Origin of the sequence: Bacillus sp. FSL R5-0286 (assembly GCF_038593245.1) — a bacterium.
In the GTDB taxonomy this organism is placed as follows: Bacteria; Bacillota; Bacilli; order Bacillales; family Bacillaceae; genus Bacillus; species Bacillus altitudinis.
In genome coordinates this window covers 1,521,795-1,545,166 of the sequence record NZ_CP151977.1, presented here as the reverse complement: position 1 = coordinate 1,545,166, position 23,372 = coordinate 1,521,795, and the positions used below count along the sequence as shown (strand labels likewise).

General features: G+C 43.2%; 23 protein-coding genes. 1 reads left to right on the top strand and 22 read right to left on the bottom strand.

Going from position 1 to position 23,372, the window contains the following annotated elements; translation table 11 throughout:
* Positions 1-15 precede the first annotated feature (15 nt).
* From spoVM to NST24_RS07745, 17 genes are all read right to left on the bottom strand, one after another.
* The gene (spoVM, locus tag NST24_RS07825) at positions 16-96 is read right to left on the bottom strand and encodes a stage V sporulation protein SpoVM (RefSeq protein ID WP_008354550.1); all 81 of its coding nucleotides are present in this window, start codon (positions 94-96) and stop codon (positions 16-18) included.
* 71 nt (positions 97-167) lie between these two features.
* Positions 168-812, bottom strand: coding sequence for a thiamine diphosphokinase (locus NST24_RS07820; protein WP_047947055.1), 645 nt, complete (start codon positions 810-812; stop codon positions 168-170).
* A 59-nt stretch (positions 813-871) separates the two neighbouring features.
* Positions 872-1,522 carry a ribulose-phosphate 3-epimerase gene (rpe, locus tag NST24_RS07815; protein WP_217967218.1) on the bottom strand — a complete coding sequence of 217 codons (651 nt, stop codon included), beginning with the start codon at positions 1,520-1,522 and terminating at the stop codon, positions 872-874.
* Between the two features lie 3 nt (positions 1,523-1,525).
* The gene (gene rsgA, locus NST24_RS07810) at positions 1,526-2,422 is read right to left on the bottom strand and encodes a ribosome small subunit-dependent GTPase A (protein WP_017367225.1); all 897 of its coding nucleotides are present in this window, start codon (positions 2,420-2,422) and stop codon (positions 1,526-1,528) included.
* Between the two features lie 12 nt (positions 2,423-2,434).
* Positions 2,435-4,390, bottom strand: coding sequence for a Stk1 family PASTA domain-containing Ser/Thr kinase (gene pknB / locus NST24_RS07805; protein WP_041090547.1), 1,956 nt, complete (start codon positions 4,388-4,390; stop codon positions 2,435-2,437).
* Positions 4,384-5,154 (bottom strand): Stp1/IreP family PP2C-type Ser/Thr phosphatase, encoded by a 771-nt coding sequence (locus tag NST24_RS07800; RefSeq protein WP_034647887.1) that lies wholly within the window; start codon positions 5,152-5,154, stop codon positions 4,384-4,386. The genes pknB and NST24_RS07800 overlap by 7 nt, the downstream gene beginning before the upstream one ends.
* 3 nt (positions 5,155-5,157) lie before the next feature.
* A complete protein-coding gene (gene rlmN, locus NST24_RS07795; protein WP_024720337.1) occupies positions 5,158-6,246 on the bottom strand; it encodes a 23S rRNA (adenine(2503)-C(2))-methyltransferase RlmN in 1,089 nt (362 codons plus the stop codon).
* Between the two features lie 3 nt (positions 6,247-6,249).
* Positions 6,250-7,593 (bottom strand): 16S rRNA (cytosine(967)-C(5))-methyltransferase RsmB, encoded by a 1,344-nt coding sequence (gene rsmB, locus NST24_RS07790; RefSeq protein WP_039166732.1) that lies wholly within the window; start codon positions 7,591-7,593, stop codon positions 6,250-6,252.
* Positions 7,580-8,533: a methionyl-tRNA formyltransferase gene (fmt, locus tag NST24_RS07785; protein ID WP_041090553.1), complete on the bottom strand. Its 954-nt coding sequence runs from the start codon at positions 8,531-8,533 to the stop codon at positions 7,580-7,582. The genes rsmB and fmt overlap by 14 nt, the downstream gene beginning before the upstream one ends.
* A gap of 5 nt (positions 8,534-8,538) precedes the next feature.
* Complete coding sequence (gene def / locus NST24_RS07780; protein ID WP_008344891.1) at positions 8,539-9,021, bottom strand: peptide deformylase; 483 nt, start codon at positions 9,019-9,021, stop codon at positions 8,539-8,541.
* Between the two features lie 15 nt (positions 9,022-9,036).
* Complete coding sequence (gene priA / locus NST24_RS07775; RefSeq protein WP_251210740.1) at positions 9,037-11,445, bottom strand: primosomal protein N'; 2,409 nt, start codon at positions 11,443-11,445, stop codon at positions 9,037-9,039.
* On the bottom strand, positions 11,442-12,659 hold the full coding sequence (coaBC, locus tag NST24_RS07770; protein WP_342462508.1) for a bifunctional phosphopantothenoylcysteine decarboxylase/phosphopantothenate--cysteine ligase CoaBC: 1,218 nt from the start codon (positions 12,657-12,659) through the stop codon (positions 11,442-11,444). Before coaBC ends, priA begins: the two co-directional genes overlap by 4 nt.
* A gap of 115 nt (positions 12,660-12,774) precedes the next feature.
* The gene (rpoZ, locus tag NST24_RS07765) at positions 12,775-12,978 is read right to left on the bottom strand and encodes a DNA-directed RNA polymerase subunit omega (protein WP_008344896.1); all 204 of its coding nucleotides are present in this window, start codon (positions 12,976-12,978) and stop codon (positions 12,775-12,777) included.
* Between the two features lie 3 nt (positions 12,979-12,981).
* Entirely contained in the window at positions 12,982-13,596 is a 615-nt protein-coding gene (gene gmk / locus NST24_RS07760) for a guanylate kinase (RefSeq protein WP_007499680.1), read from the bottom strand.
* A gap of 9 nt (positions 13,597-13,605) precedes the next feature.
* Positions 13,606-13,875, bottom strand: a complete 270-nt coding sequence (gene remA, locus NST24_RS07755; RefSeq protein ID WP_008344898.1) for an extracellular matrix/biofilm regulator RemA — start codon at positions 13,873-13,875, stop codon at positions 13,606-13,608.
* A 76-nt stretch (positions 13,876-13,951) separates the two neighbouring features.
* Positions 13,952-14,827: a YicC/YloC family endoribonuclease gene (locus NST24_RS07750; RefSeq protein WP_007499682.1), complete on the bottom strand. Its 876-nt coding sequence runs from the start codon at positions 14,825-14,827 to the stop codon at positions 13,952-13,954.
* An 83-nt stretch (positions 14,828-14,910) separates the two neighbouring features.
* On the bottom strand, positions 14,911-17,586 hold the full coding sequence (locus tag NST24_RS07745) for a calcium-translocating P-type ATPase, SERCA-type (protein ID WP_007499684.1): 2,676 nt from the start codon (positions 17,584-17,586) through the stop codon (positions 14,911-14,913).
* 165 nt (positions 17,587-17,751) lie between these two features.
* On the opposite strand from NST24_RS07745, the gene NST24_RS07740 reads away from it, so the two are divergent.
* Entirely contained in the window at positions 17,752-19,461 is a 1,710-nt protein-coding gene (locus tag NST24_RS07740) for an NFACT RNA binding domain-containing protein (protein WP_342462507.1), read from the top strand.
* A gap of 31 nt (positions 19,462-19,492) precedes the next feature.
* Here the strand turns inward: NST24_RS07740 and NST24_RS07735 are convergent, their stop codons facing one another.
* The 5 genes from NST24_RS07735 to sat form a co-directional block, all read right to left on the bottom strand.
* Positions 19,493-19,996 carry an NAD(P)-dependent oxidoreductase gene (locus NST24_RS07735; RefSeq protein ID WP_277519255.1) on the bottom strand — a complete coding sequence of 168 codons (504 nt, stop codon included), beginning with the start codon at positions 19,994-19,996 and terminating at the stop codon, positions 19,493-19,495.
* Positions 19,977-20,762, bottom strand: coding sequence for a sirohydrochlorin chelatase (locus NST24_RS07730; RefSeq protein WP_342462506.1), 786 nt, complete (start codon positions 20,760-20,762; stop codon positions 19,977-19,979). Before NST24_RS07730 ends, NST24_RS07735 begins: the two co-directional genes overlap by 20 nt.
* A 76-nt stretch (positions 20,763-20,838) precedes the next feature.
* On the bottom strand, positions 20,839-21,594 hold the full coding sequence (gene cobA / locus NST24_RS07725) for a uroporphyrinogen-III C-methyltransferase (protein ID WP_035700704.1): 756 nt from the start codon (positions 21,592-21,594) through the stop codon (positions 20,839-20,841).
* Positions 21,595-21,622: 28 nt separating this feature from the next.
* Positions 21,623-22,216, bottom strand: coding sequence for an adenylyl-sulfate kinase (gene cysC, locus NST24_RS07720; RefSeq protein WP_008344911.1), 594 nt, complete (start codon positions 22,214-22,216; stop codon positions 21,623-21,625).
* Positions 22,217-22,229: 13 nt separating this feature from the next.
* The gene (gene sat / locus NST24_RS07715) at positions 22,230-23,366 is read right to left on the bottom strand and encodes a sulfate adenylyltransferase (protein ID WP_008344912.1); all 1,137 of its coding nucleotides are present in this window, start codon (positions 23,364-23,366) and stop codon (positions 22,230-22,232) included.
* Positions 23,367-23,372 lie beyond the last annotated feature (6 nt).

The window sequence follows — 23,372 nt, the reverse complement described above, 5'->3', positions numbered from 1 at the left end:
AAAGGAGATTACTCATTAATCTTTCTTAAATGAACCAAGCATCGCACGGACAATGCCGCCAAGAAATCTAGGCAGTTTGATTGTATAAAATTTCATTTTGTCCCCCTCCTAAAAGTACCGCTTGCAGCACAATTGAGCTTAATCAGCCATCCACATTGATAGGTTGGTCAATCTTTGCTTCTTACCATTATTAATATGCCTTCATGAAAAGAAAAAGTACCATTTGAGTGGATGAGTTCGTTACTAATACATAGTGTGGAACCAGGCTCAATATGACAATTTTTCAGAGGATATTTGAAACCTTTTAATGTCAGCTTTTCAACCGATGTACCGAAGGGCAAAAACGACACATATTTTTTATCCGAGTCTTGTTTGATTTCGTATGTACCAGGTCCAAACATTTGAATGATATTTTGTTTATCTACAAGGGTCATGCTCTGTTTGTGCTGAATGCCTTTGTAAAGGAGATGGATATTCCCAAGAAAATGATCTGCTCTTCCGCCTGTGATGCCGTAAATTTGAATATGTGCTGGATTCTGACGCAAAGACCAGTTCAGCGCAAGTTCTAAATCCGTTTCATCTTTCTCTGCCTGAAATAAATTGAGTGCAGGCAATTTCTTTTTCAGTTCATGAAGCTCTTCTTCTGTCACACTATCAAAATCACCAAATGCTCTGTCAGGTACAATGCCATGCTCTAGTAAGAAAAGGGTCCCCCGATCTACGCCGACCCAGAGAATGTCCTCCTCAGATGCTTCATGATCAAGCGGCGGGATGTACGCAAAAGGACCGCCGGCTACGATATGTATGTGCATGATTACGCTCCTCTCCATTGAAAAAGAACCAAAGATCACAATGACTTTGGTTCTTTTTGTTATGCTTTTCGAATGGCCTGAATGGCCGCCGCGCGGTCGTCTTTCCCATATACCGCTGAGCCGGCAACAAGTAGATTAGCGCCTGCTTCTTTGCAGCTCTTTGCTGTCTCTACATTGACACCGCCATCTATTTCAATGAGTAAATCAGTTAAGCCTTTTTGTTCACTAAGTGTCTTTACTTCTTTTACCTTTGAGAGAACAGATGGAATAAACGCCTGTCCGCCAAAACCAGGGTTCACCGTCATGAATAAGACTAGGTCAACATCCTCTAATACATGCGCAATTTGAGAAACGGGTGTGTGCGGGTTTAAAACAACCCCTGCTTTGACACCTTGTTCTTTTATATGCTGAATCGTGCGATGTAAGTGTGGACACGCCTCGACATGAACAGAAATAATATCAGCGCCCGCTTTTGCAAATGCAGGGATATACTGGTCTGGCTGCTCAATCATTAAGTGAACATCGAGCGGCAACTTTGTATGCGGCCTGATCGCCTCCACTACATTTGGTCCAAATGTCATATTCGGTACAAAATGACCGTCCATCACATCAATATGAATATAATCCGCTCCACCTTGTTCCACATCACGGATATCTTTCTCCAGATTGGCAAAATCGGCTGATAAAATGGATGGGGCAATATAAACCATGATTTAGTACCTCGGCTTTCTGTCTTTAATTTCAGTTAAAAACTCTAAATAATGCTGATAGCGATACTCTCTGATGCGATCGTGTTCTACTGCCTCTTTTACCGCACATCCTGGCTCTTTTACGTGCAAACAGCCCCTGAATTTACATTCTGCACTCTTCTCTCTGATTTCTAAGAAATAGAGCCCTAAATCTTCCGCTTCGATACCTGTAAATTCAAGCGAGCTAAATCCTGGTGTATCAGCAATGAGCCCTTCAGCCGTTCGAATGAGTTCCACATGTCTTGTTGTATGTTTCCCCCTGCCAAGATGGGAGGAAATATCATTTGTTTTCAGTGCTAAATCAGGACTCATCGCATTTAAGAGAGAAGACTTCCCTACACCTGATTGACCTGCAAATACAGTAATCTTGTGATGGAAATGCGGGGTCAGCTTTTCAATTCCATCCCCTTCGATCGTCGATGTTAAATGAACGTCGTATCCAATTTGGCGATAGTCTTCTGCATAGGCTTGAATCGTTTCTCGCTCTTGCTCTGTTTTCAGCAAGTCCATTTTTGTGATGCAGATAATCGGTTCAATCTGGCTCTCTTCAACAAGCACTAGGAATCTGTCTAAAAGCGATGTACTAAAGGTCGGCTCCGCTGCTGAGAAAACGAGCACCGCTTGATCAACGTTGCTAATAGGCGGCCGAATCAGCTCATTGGTCCGCTCTTTTACTTCCAGCAAATAGCCTTCCTTATCGTTATCTGCTTGATAGACGACATAATCTCCAACAAGAGGGGTTATTTTGTTTTTACGAAAAATCCCTCTCGCTCTACACTGAATTACTTTGCCACTTTCTAGAGACTCATCCAGCACATAATAAAATCCGCTTAATGCTTTAATAATTTTGCCCTCAGGCATAAAGTCCCTCCTTTATTCATCATCAGGGTATTCAATCGTTTTGGAGCTTACTACTTTATCATCCACTGTCACCTGATAGTATCCTTTTTGACCAGGTTCTATCTTAAATTTAATCGTTCGCTCAGTGGGCGCAGTGATTTTAAAGGTTTCATATAAATCAGAAATGCTATGTTCTGCGTCATCAATAGATATTTGAACATTCATTTCTTGTCCTTCTGTTTCTGGTTCATAGGGGATCGCAATCTTTTCAGTCACCGTTTTAGCCGGTTTCTCTTTTGGGCCAAGAGAGAACGTAATTTTAACCGTATCACCAGGTTTAACAGCAGTCCCCGCTCCTGGTTCCTGCTTCATGACCTCACCTTTTGGCACATCGTCAGAATATGCTTCTTTTTCATCTAGCTTTAGTCCATTATCCTCTAGATAATTTGATGCGGCCTGTTTACTATACGTCGTTAAATCCCGTAAGGTAATATCGGCAGGGCCTATACTGACGGTCAATGTGACTTCTTCATCTGCTGCGACAAGTTCTGTATTCGCGGAAGGTTTCTGTTCCATGACAATGCCTGATTCTGTGTCATTATCATTCACTTCCTCCACAACAACCTGTTTAAACCCTTTTTTCTCTAATAGTTCTTTTGCTTTCTCGACCTTTTCACCTGTTACATCAGGTAATTCGGTTTTTTCTTTACCTGTACTTTGATAAAGCTGAATTTCTGTCCCTTCTTTTACCTTCGTTCCGATTTTCGGGTCTGTTTTGACAACCAGCCCTTTTTCAATCTTCTCGTCGGCAATATCAATGGGTTCAGAAGCGACGGTAAATCCGGCTTTCTTCAAGGTATCTTCCGCTTTTTCAACCGTCATGCCAGAAACATCGGTTACCTCTACGTCTTTTGGAAAGAGTAATCCTGGGAAGACCGTGATCGCTAAAATGGTCGCAGCCGTCAAAACAAATAAGATCGACGCTACAATCCACGGCCATTTTTTCCGTTTTTTCTTCGGTTTTTGTTTCTCTTTTTTCTTTGGTTTTTGAACCGGGTGGACGGCTGTTTTTTCATTGTCTTGATCGACTTGATGATCTTTTATAATAGGAATGGCTTTTGTTGCTTCATGATCTTCTTCAATGACAAAGCGCTTTTCTTTTAGTCTTGCAGGGTCAAAAGCCGTTTTTAAGTCTTTTTGCATTTCAGATGCATCTTCGTATCGATAGAATGGATCTTTGGCCATCGATTTTAAAATGATGTTCTCCACGCTTTGCGGAACAGAAGGATTCCATCTTCTCACAGATGGCGGCTCTGATTGCAAATGCTTCAGTGCCACACTGACAGCGGATTCTCCTTCAAATGGCATGCGTCCTGAAATCAGCTCATAAAGAACAATACCAAGTGAATAAATGTCTGACTTTTTCGTTGCAAGACCGCCGCGCGCTTGCTCTGGGGACAAATAATGCACGGAGCCAAGAACAGAATTCGTATGGGTAATGGTCGCTGAGCTAAGTGCCATGGCAATGCCAAAATCAGTGACTTTGATATTCCCCAAGTTGTCTATTAATATATTGTGAGGCTTAATGTCTCTATGGACGAGCTGTTTCGCATGGGCTTCTTCCATCGCCGCAACGACTTGCTCCATGATGCGAACGGCTTCTTTTGGATGAAGCGGTCCATTGGCGTGTATGTATTCTTTCAGCGTCATCCCTTCGACATATTCCATGACAATATAATAAATGTCATCTTCTTCTCCTACATCGTAGATACTGACAATATTCGGATGATCTAAGCTGGCTGCTGATTGCGCTTCTCTCCGGAACCGTCTAATAAAATCATCATCGCTTGCAAAGTCAAACCGTAAAATTTTAATCGCCACTTCGCGATCTAAAATCATATCCTCCGCCAAATAAACGTTGGCCATTCCGCCTCCGCCTATGGCGCGAAGAATTTGATAACGGCCGCTGATCCTTTTTCCGATCAACACTTGCTGTCACCCTCCTCTGTTTGGGAGGAGATTTCTAACAGTACTGCTGTAATGTTATCTTCACCGCCGTTGTCATTCGCTGTTTGAACTAACTCTGTTACTTTTTCATCTGGTGCGGTTGTTTGCGATAAAATCTGAATCAAATGTTCTTCTTCTACTTTATTCGATAATCCGTCTGAGCAAAGCAAAATTTGATCTCCTGGATCCACTTCAAAAGTTCGTGCATCAATTTGAACGTGTTTATCTGTTCCTAACGCTTTGGTCAGCACATTTTTTCTTGGATGATATTCTGCATCCGCTTTTGAAATCTCTCCTGTTTTCACTAACTCATTCACTAGTGAGTGATCATCTGTTAATTGGGTCAGCGCGCCTTCTCTTAGCAAGTAGCAGCGGCTGTCACCAATATGGGCAATTGTGACCGTTTGCAAATGAACGAGCGCACAAACGATGGTCGTCCCCATTCCTTGGCATTCCTCATTGTTTTTCGCATGTTCGTATACTTGGTCATTAATGTCGCTAATTTTTGAGATTAACCAATTTTCTTGATCGGCTGGTTTATTTGGAATTGAAGATGTTTCCTGCCAGTATTCTTTTAAAGAAGAAACTGCCATCTTGCTGGCTACATCACCAGCAAGATGACCTCCCATTCCATCTGCTACAACAGCTAGAAGTGTGTCTTCTTTTGCTTCAAAAATACCTGCATCATCTTCATTATGCTGACGGACTTTTCCTGTATCGGTTTGAAAGGCTGCCCTTATCAACATTCGTCACCTCGTCTCTTCCTGACGCTCCTTCGCTCTTAGCTGACCGCAAGCAGCATCAATATCATGGCCTTGCTCTCGTCTAATCGTTACGTTTACGCCTCGTTCTTTCAGCGTTTTTTCAAATAGGAAGATTTGTTCTCTTGGTGTTCTCACGTAATCTCTTTCTGGTACATAGTTCACCGGGATGAGGTTTACATGGCATTTGATTCCTTTTAATAAATCAGCAAGTTCTTCTGCGTGATGGACTTGATCATTGACTCCGCCAAACAGACCGTATTCAAAGCTCACGCGTCTGCCTGTTTTTTGAATGTAGTATTCAATAGCTTCCATTAATTTTGGCAGCTTGTATGCCTTATTGATTGGCATGAGGCGGCTTCGAATTTCAGTATTTGGTGCGTGCAGGGAGACAGCAAAGTTGATTTGCATTTGCTCATCCGCAAATTGATAAATCTTTGGAATGATCCCGCTCGTCGAAACCGTAATATGACGTGCTCCAATATTTAAGCCGTTATCATGGTTAATGATTTTAAGGAATGCAAGCATTTCATCAAAGTTATCAAACGGTTCGCCAATTCCCATGATGACAACTGAGCTGACGCGTTCATCTGTTTCATCAAGCGCCTGTTGTACTTTCAATACTTGGGCCACAATTTCTCCCGCCTCAAGGTTACGTTTCAAACCACCAAGTGTAGATGCACAGAATGTACAACCAATCCGGCAGCCAACCTGTGTTGTGACGCAGACAGAGTTGCCGTATTCGTGGCGCATTAGCACGGTTTCAATGGTATAGCCATCGTGTAATTCAAATAAGAACTTGATCGTTCCATCTTGAGATGTTTGTTTGATCACTGTTTTTAAAGTCGTGATGGCGAATTGATCTTTTAATTTTTCTCTTAATTCCTTTGAAAGGTTAGACATTTCATCAAAGGATGTGACGCGTTTTTCATAAAGCCACTCAAAAATTTGTGTTGCACGGAAAGGCTTTTCGCCTTGTTCCTTTAACCAGTCTTTGATTTCATTTAGCTCAAACGAGTAGATCGACGGCATGTCTGTTTTCAGTTCTTTTCTTACTTTTTGTTTTTGTTCTGTCATTTTTTATCCCTTCTTTCTCATGCTGCAAATAAAGAAACCATCTGTTCCGAAATAATGAGGAAGTATTTGTACACTTCCGTTTTGAACAAACGGAGCAACCTGCTCAGGCAGCCGTTCATTAAGAGATAGATCGGGTTCGAAGTCTTGGTGTTCTTGTAAAAACGCATGAATCACTTGTTGATTTTCTGTTGGATCCATTGTACATGTACTGTATACAAGGGTTCCGCCTGGCTTTAGCAGCTGGGCTGTTTCATGCAAGATCGATTGCTGAATTGTCGCAAGTCTTGCTGAGTCTTCCGAGGACTTTGTATATTTCATATCTGGTTTTCGTCTGATGACGCCAAAACCTGAACATGGTGCATCAATAAGAATACGGTCAAACGAAGCATCATCATAATGGTCGGATGCTTTTCTTGCATCAAGCGCTTTTGCCTCAATATGCGTTAAGTTCAGACGCTTTGCCGCCTGTTTGATCAGTTTTACTTTGTGCTCATGTAAATCAAGAGACACAATGTTCCCCTCATCGTTCATTCGCTCTGCAATATGTGTTGATTTACCACCAGGGGCGGCACAGGCATCAAGCACCATTTCTCCCGGCTGAGGGTCCAGCGCTCTTGCGACAAGCATGGAGCTTTCATCTTGGATCGTGACAAAGCCCTCTTGAAAGAAAGGAGTGGATACGATAGATCCTTTCATGAGTTTGAGTGCATCCTCAGAGAGATCGCCGAGCTCTGTCTCAATTCCTGCATCCATGAGTTCTTGCTGCAGTGCAGTGCGGGTTTTTTTCATTTGATTGACACGCAATGTCTGCTTTGGTGGGACTAAATGAATACGGCACATGCTTTCTGCTGCTTCAAAACCGTACGCCTCCACCCATTCTTGTACGAGCCACAATGGATGGCTTGTCTCAACCGATAGCCGCTTGACCGGATCTTTGATCGCATCAAATGATGGCACGCCTTCTCTTTGCACAGAACGAAGAACGCCGTTGACTAGTGAAGAAATACCTTTATGTCCGCGCTTTTTCGTTAGTTCCACTGCTTCGTGGATGGCTGCACGATCTGGAATTTTTTCAAGATAAACCATCTGATAAAGAGACATCCGCAAAAGTTGCATCACCCAAGGAGCCACTTTTTGCGGTTTTTTCACAAAGGGTGTGAGCATATAATCAAGTGCCAGCTTGTTTTGCAGTGTACCGTATACAAGTTCTGTTAATAGCGGTTTGTCTTGATCGGAGAGTTCTTTCTCTTTCATCACTGACTGCAAAAGCAAGTTACTGTAGGCTTGATTTTGTTCGAGTTTGATCAAAGCGTCTAGTGCTACTTCTCTCACATTACTTTTCTTCATTGATTAGCCCTAATTTCTGTCCAATTTCGATATTTGCGCCTCTTAAGAAGTCTTCACCGCTCATTTTTTTCTTTCCAGCGGGCTGTACACTCGTTAATAAAAGGCCTAGCTGATTTCCTGTTCCAACGACTGGTCCTTCTTTTTGAAGCTCAATCACTTTCCCAGGTTCTTCTGGTGCTTGAAGCGGAACTTTTTTCGCTTCCCATACTTTTAAGTTAGCACCGTTCCATTCAGTATAGGCAACTGGCCATGGATTTAAGCCGCGAACTTGGTTGTAAAGCTCTTCTCCTGGCTTGGTCCAGTCTAACCTTTCCTGCTCCCGCTTAATATTTGGTGCATACGTTGCTGCCTCTTCATTTTGCGGAATTGGCGAGATAGACCTGCTTAACACATTTGGAACTGTGTCTTTTAATAAGGCCGCACCAGCCACACTTAATTTATCGTGCAGTGTTCCGACGTTGTCTAATTCATCAATTTCTACTTCTACTTTGCTAATCATGTCACCTGCATCAAGCTTTTCTACCATATACATGATCGTCACGCCTGTTTTCTTTTTGCCTTGCAGGATCGCATAATGGATCGGTGCACCGCCTCTTAGTTCTGGCAGCAGTGAGGCATGAACGTTGATACAGCCAAATTCAGGTTCATCAAGTAATCTTTTTGGCAAAATTTGTCCGAACGCTGCTGTTACGATCAAATCTGGCTTTAACGCAAGCACTTTATCAATTTCTTCATCAAGACGTACCTTTTCAGGCTGTAAAACTGGAATGCCGTGTTTTAAGGCTTCTACTTTTACAGGAGGCGGCGTGAGCACTCGTTTTCTGCCTTTCGGGCGATCTGGCTGTGTGACGACCCCGACAACTTCGTATCCTTCTGTTATAAGTGTTTGCAGCACAGGTACTGAGAAATCAGGGGTTCCCATAAATACGATACGTGCCATTTTCTTCACCCTTCCATTTCCGCAAGTTCTTTTTCTGTATAGGTTTGAATGATCTTCGACGTGAATAATACGCCGTCTAAGTGATCAATTTCATGCAATAAAGCTCTTGCTAAAAATCCTTCTGCTTCTATTGTAAATGGTTTGCCTTTCTTATCAAAGGCTTTCACCTTCACATAATTTGGTCTTTCAACCGTTCCGTACAAAGATGGAAAGCTCAGGCAGCCTTCAATGTCTGTCTGGCTCCCTTCCACATCAAGAATCTCAGGATTTACTAAGTCAATCCTCCCAGAATCTTCTCCGATATCGACCACGGCGATTCTTTTTGAGATGCCGATTTGTGGTGCGGCTAGGCCGACTCCATCTAGTTCAAGCATTGTATCATACATATCATCCAGCAGTTTTTTCAGTTTTTTATCGAATGTATCAACAAGCTCTGTTTGTTGTTCAAGCACGTCTGCAGGATGTAAGACTATCGGTTTGATTGCCACGAAAAGACCTCCGTTTTACATCATCATATATGGATTCATATCGATTGATATCATCAACTGTTTTTGTTCCATTTCTTTTTGATAATGATCTTGTATTTTTCGTAATAAACTTGCCAGTTCATTTTCCCTTTTGTATTTTATCACGCATTGATATCGATATCTATCTTTGATCTTAGCGATCGGAGAAGCAGCAGGACCGAGAATTCTTGTATTCGGTGAACAATTCATTTTCAGGAACTGAACAATTTTGTCTGTGACATGCGCTGCCTTTGTCACTTCTTCATGTGATACAGTCACCATCGCCAAAAAATAAAATGGCGGATAGGACTGATGACGACGGTGCAACATCTCCTGCTCATAAAAGGCTTCATAATCATGCTGTTTGGTTAATTCAATACTATAATGCGAAGGTGTATATGATTGAATAATGACTGATCCCGCTTTTTCATGACGTCCCGCACGTCCGCTTACTTGTGTAAGAAGCTGAAACGTTTTTTCACTTGAACGAAAATCAGGGATGTGAAGAGACGTATCCGCACTAAGGACACCGACAAGTGTAACATCTGGGAAGTCTAATCCTTTTGCAATCATTTGCGTCCCAAGCAGAATGTCTGCTTCTTTATTACCAAAGGACGTGAGAAGCTTTTCGTGCGCACCTTTCCGAGAGGTTGTATCTACATCCATTCGGATGACCCTTGCTTCTGGCAATACCTTCGTCAGCTCTTCTTCCACACGCTGCGTGCCTGTACCAAAATAGCGAATATGCTCACTGTGACATTCTGGACATTCTGCAGGTACAGGAGCTTCGTGACCGCAGTAATGGCACTTCAGCCGTTTTTGAAAGCGGTGATAAGTGAGAGAGATCTCACAATGAGGACATTGTTCCACATATCCGCAATCCCGGCACATCACAAAGGATGAATAACCTCTTTTATTGAGAAATAAAACTGCCTGCTCTTTCCTTTCAAGTACTTCTTTTAACCTGAGCATTAATTCTTCTGAGAACATGGAGCGGTTGCCGTTTCTTAATTCTTCTCTCATATCAATTAAAGAAACGTGCGGCAGCTGCTGCTGATTGACGCGCCGTTTGAGCGTCAGCAGTGTATACACACCCTTTTTCGCACGCGCATATGACTCAAGTGAAGGCGTTGCACTGCCTAATACAACCGGACATTGGTGCCGCCCTGCTCGTTCAATGGCCACATCTTTCGCATGATACCGAGGCATTTCTTCTTGTTTATATGACGATTCGTGTTCTTCATCTATAATGATCATTCCTAGATTCTCAAACGGGGCAAAAACAGCCGATCTTGCGCCAACGACAAGTTTGACTTCCTTGCGGTGGATTTTCCGCCATTCATCGTATTTTTCCCCAGTCGATAAGCCGCTATGAAGGACAGCCACATTGGAGCCGAAGCGCTCTTTAAAACGCTGGACCATTTGAGGCGTTAATGAAATTTCAGGAACTAGGACGATCGCTTCTTTTCCCTTTTGGAGGACATGATCAATCGTCTGTAAATAAATTTCGGTTTTACCGCTTCCTGTGACCCCGTGCAGTAAAAACGTTTCATGTTTTTCATCGCTCACTGCTTGATGAATGGGTTTTGCCGCTTCTGCTTGCTCTGTTGTGAGATCAAGAGGAGTAGATGGTGTAAACTCCCTATCCCGATAAGGATCTCGATAAATCTCTTCATAGCTTTCTGTTAACAGGCCTTCTTGAATCAAGGCTTTTATCGTTTGAGAACTAGCGCCTGTTTGCTGCTGCAAATCTTTTGCTAAAAACGTCGTTTCATTCGCTTGAAATAAAAAGGTAAGCAGCGCCTTCTGTTTCACCGCATTTTTCTTTAACTGCTTCTGTTTTTCTTCAAGTTTTTCTTTCGTAACTGCTACCTGAAGCGTCCGCACCTTTTTCTTTCCGGATTTTTGTGAGACGTGATATCTGACTTCTAGATGGCCTTTTTGGACATGCTTTTGAATAGGCTTCAGCTGTTCAGGCGGAATGTCAGCGTAAAGGATGCTCTCTTGCTGACCGAAAAGCTCTTTCAATGACTGCGGAAGTTCCTCAGCTGATAACACCTGAATTTCTTTTTCATATTTGGCTTTCATCGCTGCTGGAAGCATCGATTGAAGCGCCGTAATATGATAGGACAATGTTTTTTCCGTCAGCCAGTGGGAAAGCTCCAATAGCTCATCTGTCAGAACAGGAGATAAATCAAATAAATCGACAATGTCCTTGATATTTCCTGACTGTACGTCTGTTTCTTCTTTGATTTTTGTCACAAACCCTTGAATTTTCCTTGGGCCAAAAGGAACCACTACCCTCATACCAGCCTTGACAAGGCCTTTAAAGCGGTCTGGCACACGATAGTCAAATGGCCTGTCAATGGCTTTCGTTGTGACATCGACGATCACTTCAGCAATCATGCTCGATCACGCTCTTTTGGCAGCAGCTGCTTTGCCTCCTGTAAGATTTCAAAGGCAAGATCTTTTTTGCTCATCATTGGCAGCTCTTTTTTTGTTCCGTCTGCTTTGATCAATGCTGCGACATTCGTATCTGTGCCAAAGCCCGCGCCCTCTGCTGCAACATTGTTCGCGACAATCATATCTAAATGCTTGGATTCGATTTTCTTTTTCGCATAGTATTCTACATCCTGCGTCTCAGCTGCAAAGCCGACTAGCACCTGATGTTCTTTTCTTTTCCCAAGCTCTTTTAAAATATCTTTCGTCCGCTTAAATTCAACCGCTAGTTCACCGTCTTGTTTTTTCATTTTATGAGAATACGTCGTGACAGGCGTATAATCGGCAACGGCTGCTGATTTAATCACTATATCTGCTTTCTCGTACACCTCTAATGCTGCTTGATACATCTCCTCAGCCGATTCCACTTGCACCACATTCACATGCTTAGGTTCAGTTAACGAAACAGGTCCTGAAATGAGCGTGACATCAGCCCCCATTTGCTCGGCAGCTTCTGCAATGGCATAGCCCATTTTCCCAGAAGATCGATTTGAAAGGAAACGAACAGGGTCGATCACTTCTCGTGTAGGACCAGCTGTGACCACGACTTTTTTACCTGAAAGCGGCAAGCTGGTTGGCTCATCAAAAAACGCACGGATGTGTTCAACAATTTTTTCAGGCTCCTCTAAGCGTCCTTTTCCAATGTAGCCGCATGCTAAATAGCCTTCACTTGGCTCTATAAACCGGTAGCCGTCTTCATATAAAGTGCGGATGTTTCGCTTGACAGCTGGATGGTCATACATGTGCACATTCATAGCCGGTGCAACCCATACAGGAGCTGTTGAAGCAAGCAAGGTCGTTGTGAGCATATCATCAGCAAGTCCTGCGGCCATTTTACCAATGGTATGTGCTGTTGCAGGGGCAACAAGAATGAGATCGGCCCAGTCAGCTACATCAATATGCGCTATGACTTTTGGATTATTTTCTTTAAATGTATCCACATACACCTCATGCCGAGATAGGGCTTGAAAGGTGAGCGGAGACACAAACTCACGGGCAGATTCTGTCATAATCACTCTTACGTTTGCGCCTGCCTGTACGAGTTTACTAGTGAGTGCAGCTGCTTTATATACGGCGATTCCTCCGCTGACGCCGAGTAAAATATTTTTTGACTGTAACATTTGTTTGTCCCCCTTAACGGCCTTTTTCACAAATTCGTCTACAATTCAAAAAAGTCAAAACCAATCATAGTTTTGACTTTTTTGAACGTATCGTATCTGCATAGCAGAAGCGATGTTATTCTTGCTCTTCTTTTTCAAATGTCAAAAGACCAGCATCGATTTCTTCAAGAGCTTTCCCTACAAATTTGTAGGATTTTGTGTTTTCGATTTGTTGATCTTGATGGATTTGCATTTCACGTGCACGGCGTGCAGACACTGTGACAAGTGTATATTTTGAGTCAAGTTTGTTCATCAATGAGTCAATTGAAGGATCTAACATGGTTTATTCTACCCCCAGCATTTTTTTATATCTTGGTGCGACTCTGTCTCTTCGCAGGTGCTCTGCAAGGACGATCGCTTTAATTCTTTCACATGCAAGCTCGACATCGTCGTTTTCAACGACATAGTCATAAGCATCCATCATTTCAATTTCTTCTTTTGCAGCAGCCATTCGGTTACGAATGAGATCCTCAGATTCTGTCCCGCGTGTAATGATGCGGTTTTGAAGTTCTGAAAGACTTGGCGGTGCAAGGAAAATAAAGAGACCTTCCGGGAATGCTTCTCTTACTTGAAGTGCACCTTGCACTTCGATTTCAAGGAAAACATCTTTTCCTTCGCTCAATGTTTGTTCTACATAGTCAACAGGCGTGCCGTAGTAATTCCCGACATATTCTGCCCATTCTAACAGCTTTTTGTTTTCAATCATATGTTCAAATTCTTCCCTGGTTTTAAAGAAATAATCAACACCATTTCTTTCACCTTCACGCGGTTTGCGGGTTGTCACAGAAATAGAGTATTCAAATTTCGTATCTTCCTGGGAGAAAATGGCTTGTCTGACCGTTCCTTTTCCAACTCCCGAAGGTCCAGAGAGAACGATTAAAAGTCCTCTTTCTTTCATAATGGCGTATTACCCCTGCCCTTCATCTATGATTTCTTCTTTTACAGAAAGTCTTTGCGCGACAGTCTCAGGCTGAACGGCAGATAAGATGACATGGTCACTGTCCATAATGACAACAGCACGGGTTCTTCTTCCGTATGTCGCATCAATGAGCATGCCTCGATCTCTTGCGTCTTGTATCATTCGTTTAATCGGTGCTGATTCCGGACTGACGATCGAAATCATCCGATTCGCTGAAATGATGTTTCCAAATCCGATATTGATCAACTTTATGGTCATCTTCTTTCGTCCCCCTGTAATATAAACGTCTCTAGTCTCGCCGAAAGAGACGCACTGTAAACAGCATACACAATGACTATTCTATATTTTGCACTTGTTCTTTTATTTTTTCAATAGCGCTTTTCATTTCAACCACCAGCTTTGTTAAATGGTGATGGTTTGCTTTTGATCCAATCGTGTTCACTTCACGGTTGAGCTCCTGTACAAGAAAGTCAAGCTTTCGTCCGGCAGCGCCGCCTTGCGTCAAAATTTGCTGGAACTGCTGAAAATGACTTTTCAGCCTGGTAATCTCTTCTGTAATGTCACAGCGATCAGCAAAGATGGCCGCCTCTGTGGTCAGCCTGCTCTCTTCAAGCGCCTCTCCGATCCATTCTTGTAATCTTTGATTCAATCGTTCTTTGTACTGACTCACAACCTCTGGTGCAAACACTTTGATTTCTTCTGTAAATGCCTCGAGTTCAGACAGCCTGAGTTCACAGTCTTTTTGAAGTGATGTTCCCTCCTGCTCTCTCATAAAGCAAAGCTCCTTGACAGCTTCTTCACAAGTGTCTATCAGCAAATGCTCCAGCTGCTCATTTCGGCTGACTGACTCTTCCACCTGAACAGCCTGTTCCAGCTTCAGTAAGTCATGTGCATGCTGAATACCTGAGATATGATAGCGGTCCTCAAGGTCTTTTGCGGCTTTCATATATTCATCAAGCAGCGGCCAGTCAATCTGTAAAGACCGGCTTGCAAGTTTACCGCCTTCAATCGTAACAAACAGCTCAATTCGACCGCGCTGCACGTGACGAAGAATGATTTTTTTTAATGTATCTTCGAAATATAAAAGCGGCCTCGGCAAACGGGCATGAACCTCTTTAAAACGGTGATTGACCGATTTTAGCTCAACTGACACTGTCAGTTCTCCATCCGTTTTACTCGCTTGGCCGAATCCCGTCATACTGCGTATCATGTGAAAACACCCAATTCTTTCATATTAATAAAATGAAAAAGGTAATAGCAGACACTATTACCTCAAAATTATACCATAACCAATTATTTTTTTCTTGTCAAAAGTGATCCCGCCAGTAAAAAAGTTGGCAATGCAGACATACCGATGATCAGAAGCCAATCGACTGGTGCGACCGCCACCGTTTTGAAAATTGGCTGAAGCGGCGGATAATAAATGACCACAAGCATCAGCAGCAGGGAAGACACAACGGCGCCGATCAAGTACATATTCCCAAATGGATTGCGTTCAAAAATAGACCGTTCACTGCGGCAGTCAAACACATGAATGAGCTGCGCCAAAACGAGTGTGCTGAATGCAACCGTCTGCGCATATTGAAGATTGTTCGGATCACGGTGATACACAAACATAAAGGCTAACAAAGTGGCAATCCCGATCAGAAACCCTCTTGATATGACCTTCCAGCCAAGCCCTCTTGCAAAAATCCCCTCTTTCATGTTCCGCGGCTTTCTCTTCATGACATCGCCTTCTGGTTTATCCATTCCAAGTGCCATAGCCGGCAAGCCGTCTGTGACAAGGTTTACCCACAAAATTTGAATTGGAACGAGAGGCAATGGAAGCGCAAGAAGCATCGCAAACAGCATGACCAAAATCTCTCCCACATTCGATGCCAGCAAATAGCGGACAAATTTGCGAATGTTTTCATAAATATTCCGGCCCTCTTTAATAGCGGATTTAATGGTCGCAAAGTTGTCATCAAGCAAAATAAGAGAAGAAGCTTCTTTGGCAACGTCTGTTCCGGTAATCCCCATGGATATGCCGATATCCGCCTGTTTAATCGCTGGCGCATCATTCACCCCATCACCTGTCATCGCGACAATATGGCCATTTTTTTGATAGGCCTTCACAATTCTCAGTTTATGCTCAGGTGATACACGGGCAAAGACGTACACATCTTCTGCTGTTTGCTCCAGCTCTTTGTCGCTTAGCTGATCCAGAGCTTTTCCATCAAGCACCTTTCCTTGCTTCGGTAAGAGACTTAAATCTTTAGCGATCGCTTTAGCCGTTTCTACGTGATCGCCTGTAATCATCACTGTTTTAATGCCAGCATCCCGGCATTCTTTAATCGCTCGTCTCACTTCAGGACGAGGTGGATCAATCATGCCCTCTAGACCGATAAATGTGAGGCCAGTTTCTGCCTGCTGAACAGAGGTGATTTTTTCTGTCAGGCTTACTTTTTTATATGCAATCGCAATGGTTCTAAGCGCTTGTCTTGCTAAACCTTGAATGGCAGCTTCTGTTTCTTGCCGGTGGGCCTTTGAAAATGAGGCGGTGCGTCCGCCGTGCATCATATGACTTGAACGGTTCATCAGCACATCTGGCGCCCCTTTGGCAATGACATACCGCTCCTTCTGATTCGTTTCCACGACGACTGACATCATTTTTCTTTCAGAGTCAAAAGGGAATTCCTCCACCACACGAAATCCCGCTTCGATGAATTGCTCTGTAAAACCCGCTTTACGCGCAGCGGTTAGAAGTGCTCCTTCTGTCGGATCACCATCAAGTCTCATCTCTCCGTCTTTTTCAACGATGGTCGATGTATTACAAAGTGCTCCGTATAATAGCACCTTTTGCAGGCTTGGATGTTTGTCTACATGGACAAGTTCTCCGTTTAAGGTAAAATCACCTGACGGCTCGTACCCAGTGCCAGAAATATTCCACGTTTTCCCCTCTGCCCATACATGTGTCACTGTCATTTTATTTTGTGTCATTGTGCCTGTTTTATCTGAGCAAATAATCGAGGCGCAGCCGAGTGTTTCCACAGCCGGCAGCTTTCTGACAATGGATTTTTGTTTAATCATCCGCTGCACACCTAGGGAAAGTGCGACAGTGACGATCGCCGGCAGTCCTTCTGGAATCGCAGCAACAGCGAGAGATACACCCGCTAAGAACATATGATACAAATCATGACCTTGCACCACACCAAGAACAACCACAAGAACAGTTAAAAATAATGCAGCAACAATTAAAATTTTCCCCAGCTGCTCAAGGCGTCTTTGCAGCGGTGTTTCCATATTACCTGCTGAATCCAGCATACCGGCAATTTGTCCCATCGCCGTATTCATCCCTGTACCAATGACAACCCCTACACCGCTTCCTCTTGTGACAAGCGTCCCCATAAAGGCCATATTCGTCAAATCTCCAAGCGAGACATGATCTCGCGAGAGCGGACTCGCATGTTTGACCGCTGGGATGGACTCTCCAGTGAGGGCAGATTCTTCGATTTCCAAACTCTTTGTTTCTAGTAATCTGATATCTGCCCCAATTCGGTCCCCGCTTGAAAACTTCACAATATCTCCCGGCACGAGGTGCTTTGACGGGATCTTGACCCATTCATTGTTTCTCCTTGCATAGACATGCGGCGTTGATAATTCCTTTAGTGCTTGGAGGGACTTTTCCGCACGGCGTTCCTGATAAAAGCCAAGCACACCATTTATCAGCACAATCGCCACAATCGCCACAGCATCAATGTATTCACCTAAAAAAGCAGAAATAATCGTTGCCGCAAGCAGGATTAACACCATAAAGTCTTTAAATTGCGCTAAAAAAATAACGAACGCCGACGCCTTTTTCCCTTCCTGTAATTCATTTGGCCCATGCTTTTCAAGCCGCTTTTGCACATCTTTTTCTGACAGTCCGTCACCTATCGATGTATTCATTGTTTTTAATAAATCGGTTTGGTTCAGTTCATGCCAATTCATTTGACCTCGTCCACTCCTCTTTTGTTCTCTCTCTTATGCAGTGTTCTATAAGCCAGTTTATTCAGACTCGTCCTAAATCATGCTATAATAATAAGACTGCCTAAAGAACGAGAAAACGTAAGGTTCTTTCAGTAGATTTGTGTGAAAGAAGAGGGTGTATCCAACATGTCATTTGACGGCATTTTTACATACGGTATGACAAATGAATTGCAAGAAACATTAACTGGCGGAAGAATTTCGAAAATACATCAGCCATACAAGCATGAGCTGATTTTTCATATCCGGTCAAAGGGGAAGAATCATAAACTTCTTTTATCCGCTCACCCGAGCTATGCAAGGGTACAGCTCACTGAGCACCATGATGATAATCCGAGCGAACCGCCAATGTTTTGTATGCTCCTCAGAAAACATCTTGAGGGTGGGTTTATTGAACGTTTTGAACAAATTGGGTTAGATCGGGTGATCGTGCTGCACGTGCGAAGCCGAAATGAAATTGGCGATGAACAAACCCGTAAGCTATATATTGAAATTATGGGCCGGCACAGCAACTTAATTCTCGTGGAGGACGAAACGGAGCAGATCATTGACGGACTGAAACATCTTTCTCCATCTGTGAACAGCTATCGAACGGTGCTGCCCGGACATCAATATCTTCTGCCGCCGGCACAGCAAAAGCTGAATCCTTTTGACGTGACGAAGGAAGATATTTTAAAGCATTTACGTTTTCAAGAAGGGAAAATCGCCAATCAAATTGTCGATACATTCTCTGGGGTTTCTCCGCTGTTTGCTAAGGAAGCTGTCCACAGGGCCGGTCTTGCCAATCAGGAAACGATTCCAAGTACATTGCTCGAGATGTTTCAGCTCATTCAGGCGCATTCTTTTACCCCTCAGCTCACGAGAAAAGACGGGAAAGAGTATTTTTATTTATTAGAACTTCATCACGTCGATGGTGACATGAAGACGTTTGATTCTCTTAGTGAGCTACTTGACCGCTTTTATTTCGGAAAAGCTGAAAGAGATAGAGTCAAACAGCAGGCGGCTGATCTTGAACGTTTTGTTGCGAATGAAAAAAAGAAAAATGAAAACAAGCTAAAAAAACTAACAAGAACGCTTGAAGAATCTCAAAATGCGCATAAGTATCAGCTTTATGGTGAATTGCTTACTGCCAATATATATGCGATTAAAAAAGGGGATAAAGAAGCGACTGTCATCAATTATTATGATGAAGAAGGCGGAGAGATCACGATCCCGCTCAAAACAAACAAAACCCCTTCTGAAAATGCACAAGCGTATTTTACAAAATACCAAAAGGCAAAAAATGCAGTAGAGGCCGTAAATGAACAAATCAAGCGAACACATGAAGAAATTGTTTATTTTGACGAGCTGATCCAGCAGCTGTCCTCTGCCTCACCAAAAGATTTAGAGGAAATAAGAGAAGAACTGGTGGAAGGAAAATATTTGCGTCCCAAACAAAAACGCAACGCCAAAAAGAAAAAACCATCGGCCATTCAGCTTGAAGCATATGAATCTTCTCAAGGTGTTCCGATTCTCGTTGGAAAAAACAACAAGCAAAACGAATATTTGACCACAAAGGCGGCAGCTCGTGATGACATTTGGCTGCACACAAAGGATATTCCTGGATCACATGTTGTCATTCGTCACAAAGCGCCTGATGAACAAACCTTGCTTGAAGCGGCACAAATTGCTGCCTACTTCTCGAAGGCAAAAGAATCAAGCTCCGTCCCTGTCGATTATACGAAAATCCGGCATGTGAAAAAACCAAACGGAGCAAAACCGGGCTTTGTCACATATGATCAGCAGCAAACATTATTTGTGACGCCTGATGAGGATGTTGTCCTAAAGCTGAGAAAATAAAAAAGAGCCGATTAAATCTTTAGATGAGATTTTATCGGCTTTTTCTTTGTCTTTTTTTTCTTTCTATATAGAGCTCATCCAGTGCATCTACATCCTCTTGTTCAAGCAAGGTTTCAATGGCCGCAGCCAGCTGTTTAGTGCGGGCTGGGCTTGCACCACTCGTAGATATGGAGATTGTTACTTTTCCTGCCCTTACAACCTTTGGCACAATCACATTGCCTAGCTCTGACTGGCTCACACAGTTGACAAGCTGATGTGGAAGCGCTGATTGCGTCATCCACTCGTTTACTGAAGGATCATCTGTAGCAGCAACAATTAAAAATGCATCCTTTACATCTTCCGCATCCACTTTCTTTTTCTTCCAAGTCAGCTGATATGTCTCAATGAGATTCGCCATTTCAGCACAAATGTCAGGGCTCACAATGGTTATGCTGCATGGCTCCATGCATAGCGCACTCGTCCTTCTAGCCGCAATCCTTCCACCGCCGGCAATTAGCACGTGTTTATTGGTTAGATCAAGATGAACTGGAAGCATGGCTTTCTCCTTGAAAACGAAACGCATCCTCTTTGTTTAAGATGGTTTCCTGCACACGTTCAATATAAGCTGCTTTTACATGGGGATGAAACCCAATATATCGGCAGACACGGACATCTCGCAGCCGCTCTCTCGCCTGATTCGCTTCACTCTCAATCTCTTTCATTAAAATGCCGGTAAATAAAAGATAAGGCACGAGATAGACAGACGTATCGTCATCTACTGTTAACTGTGCTAAGACGTCACGATAATTCGGTTCACACGCTGTAATAAAACACGGAAAAACCTCTGCACAAGGCAACATGCTTCGGACATCATCTGCAATGCCAAACACATCCCGCTTTACATCTGGATCAGAGCTTCCGCGGCCAATTAAGAGAATTTTTGCGTGCTCTCCCTTGTATCCTGCTTCTTCAATCCTTGCGATAACCGCTTTCGTGACTTCTTGGTTCACGCCTATAGGTCTTCCATATGTCACCTTCACTTGCGGGAAACGTTTTTGTACTTTCACAATCTCATCTGGAATATCTGATTTGGCATGCATGGCAGTTAAAAGGAGGAGCGGGACGATCGCAATGTGGGTTGCTCCTTTTTGTACACAAGTCTCAAACCCTTCTTCGATTGAAGGGTCCGTCAACTCTAAAAAACAAATTTCTTGGATATCTGCTTCCACTAACGGCATACAGCTTTTCATAAAAGAAATGGCTTTATCCTGTGCTTCTTTTACCCTGCTTCCATGCCCAACATAAAGGACAGCTTGTTTCATTTGACTCCTCCTTGCGACCTTAGTTTTATTCAGACGAAAAGACACGATGTCTACACGTGTCTTTTCACCTTTGTTTTCATTTCTCAATCAGTGCTGGTTCAAACCAGTTCAACTTTTGATGAAAGTGAACGACATCTCCTACCACGATTAAACTTGGGTGCTCGATCCCTTCTTTTTCAACCGTTTCAGATAGTGTCGCCACCGTGCAGCAAGTCGTCTTTTGCCTTGTGGTCGTTCCCCAGTGAATAAACGCAGCTGGGGTTTCAGGATTCCGCCCATTTTTCAAAAGCAGCCGCTGGACTCTTTCCACGTTTTTGACGCCCATGTAAATGACAAGGGTATCAATCCCCGTCGCCAGCGCTTCCCACTTTTCTTCAAAATGTTCATCCTTTTGATAATGCCCTGTCACAAACGCAACATTTGAGCTGAATTCTCGGTGCGTGACTGGAATGCCTGCATAAGCAGCCGCTGCAATGCCAGAAGTAATCCCCGGGACAACTTCATACGGAATACCATGCTCAGCTAAGCATTCGATTTCTTCACCGCCACGGCCAAATACAAAGGGATCACCGCCTTTTAGACGAACGACTATGTTCCCTTCCTTCGCATGAGCAACAAGTGCTTCGTTAATCGCTTCCTGTCTCATCGTATGATGATTCGGCAGTTTGCCGCAATAGATCAACTCCGCCTCCGGTTTGGCATGGGCAAGAATCTCTTGATTGACAAGACGATCATATAAAATGACATCTGCCTGCTGTATTGCCTTATGGGCCTTTAGCGTAATTAAGTCTGGGTCACCCGGTCCGGCACCAACAATGTATACTTTCCCCATCTTGCTTTCTCCCCCTGCCATCAGGCGATTATTTCGTTTTATCCTTTACATAATCAACAAGGCGCTGTTTTGACTCCTCGCGTGATAATTCACCTGTATCTAGGACGAGCTCAGGCGCAGCTGGCTCTTCGTATGGTGAATCGATTCCCGTGAAAAATGGAATTTCGCCGTTTCTTGCTTTTTTATATAATCCCTTTGGATCACGCTCTTCACACACGTTCAGATCACATTTCACAAACACTTCGTGAAATTCTCCGTCTTCGACTAACTGTCTTACGATTTGGCGGTCTTCTTGAAATGGTGAAATAAAAGCAGTAATGACAATCGTTCCTTGCTCAACAAATAATTTCGCCACTTCACCGATGCGACGAATGTTCTCTTTTCTGTCGTCATCTGAAAAGCCTAAGTCTTTATTGAGTCCATGGCGTACGTTATCGCCATCAAGAACTGTCACTTGGTACCCCTGTTCAAACAGCTCTCGAGCCGCTGCGTTGGCGATCGTCGATTTACCTGAACCGCTTAGACCTGTCAGCCAAATGATCCCGCTTGTATGGTTGTTTTTCTGTTGATATTCTTTTTTAGTAATAGATGAATCATGCCACACGATATGTTCGTTGCTCATGTCATACCCTCCTTTAAGATACCGTCGTTTTTAATCCTTCGATTAATGTTTCAATGACTTCTTTTCGGCTGAACGTGCTCGGTGGTAATTCACCATTTCTCAGCATCGTTCTGACCTTTGTACCTGAGAGAATGACATGTTCGCTTTTATCATGTGGGCATGTTTTTGGTGTTGCCATGGCTTCACATGTATTGCAGTAAAAGCTGTGCTCAAATTTTAATGGTGTGATCCCAATTTCTTCGCTTGTAAATTGTTCAAATAGCTCCTGCGCTTCGTATGTGCCGTAATAATCACCAACACCCGCATGATCTCTGCCGACAATAAAATGTGTACAGCCATAATTTTTACGCACAAGCGCATGAAAAATGGCTTCTTTTGGTCCAGCATAACGCATGGCAGCAGGAAAAACACCTAAAAAGACGCGGTCTTTCGGGTAATAACCGTTCAGTAACACTTGATAGCTTTTCATTCTTACATCTGCTGGAATATCATCAGATTTTGTTTCACCAACAAGTGGATTTAGAAATAGACCATCCACTGTTTCCAGTGCTGTCTTTTGAATGTATTCATGCGCACGATGGACTGGGTTTCTCGTTTGGAAACCAACAATGGTTTTCCAGCCGTTTTCTTTAAAATGTTTTCTTGTTTCTTCTGGCTCATACGTAAATTGCGGGAAAGGTTTTTCACTGCGTTTCGTCAGTGTAATTTTACCACCAATATACGTATCACCGCGTTCAAATAATTTTTTCACGCCTGGGTGATTGCGGTCATCTGTTTTATACACATTCACTGCTTCTTTTTCCTTATCAGGTGTGTATTGATCTTCCACCTCAATGACCCCGTATACTGTTCCATTATACGATAGACGAACAATGTCACCTTGATTGATCTCCGCTGCTTTTTCCTTTGTGACAGGCAAAGTAATCGGAAGAGACCAAACGACACCACTTGCTAGTCGCATACTGCTGACAACTGCTTCATAATCAGCTTTCGTTAAAAACCCTTCAATTGGACTATACCCGCCAATTGCGATGAGTTCAAGGTCTGCAAAAGAGATGGCATCCAGCTCAATTTCTTTCGCAGCTGTGCTTAGATCAAATTCTTCATTTACTCGATTAATTAATACGCCACCATGTGGTGTTAAACTCATTTGTTC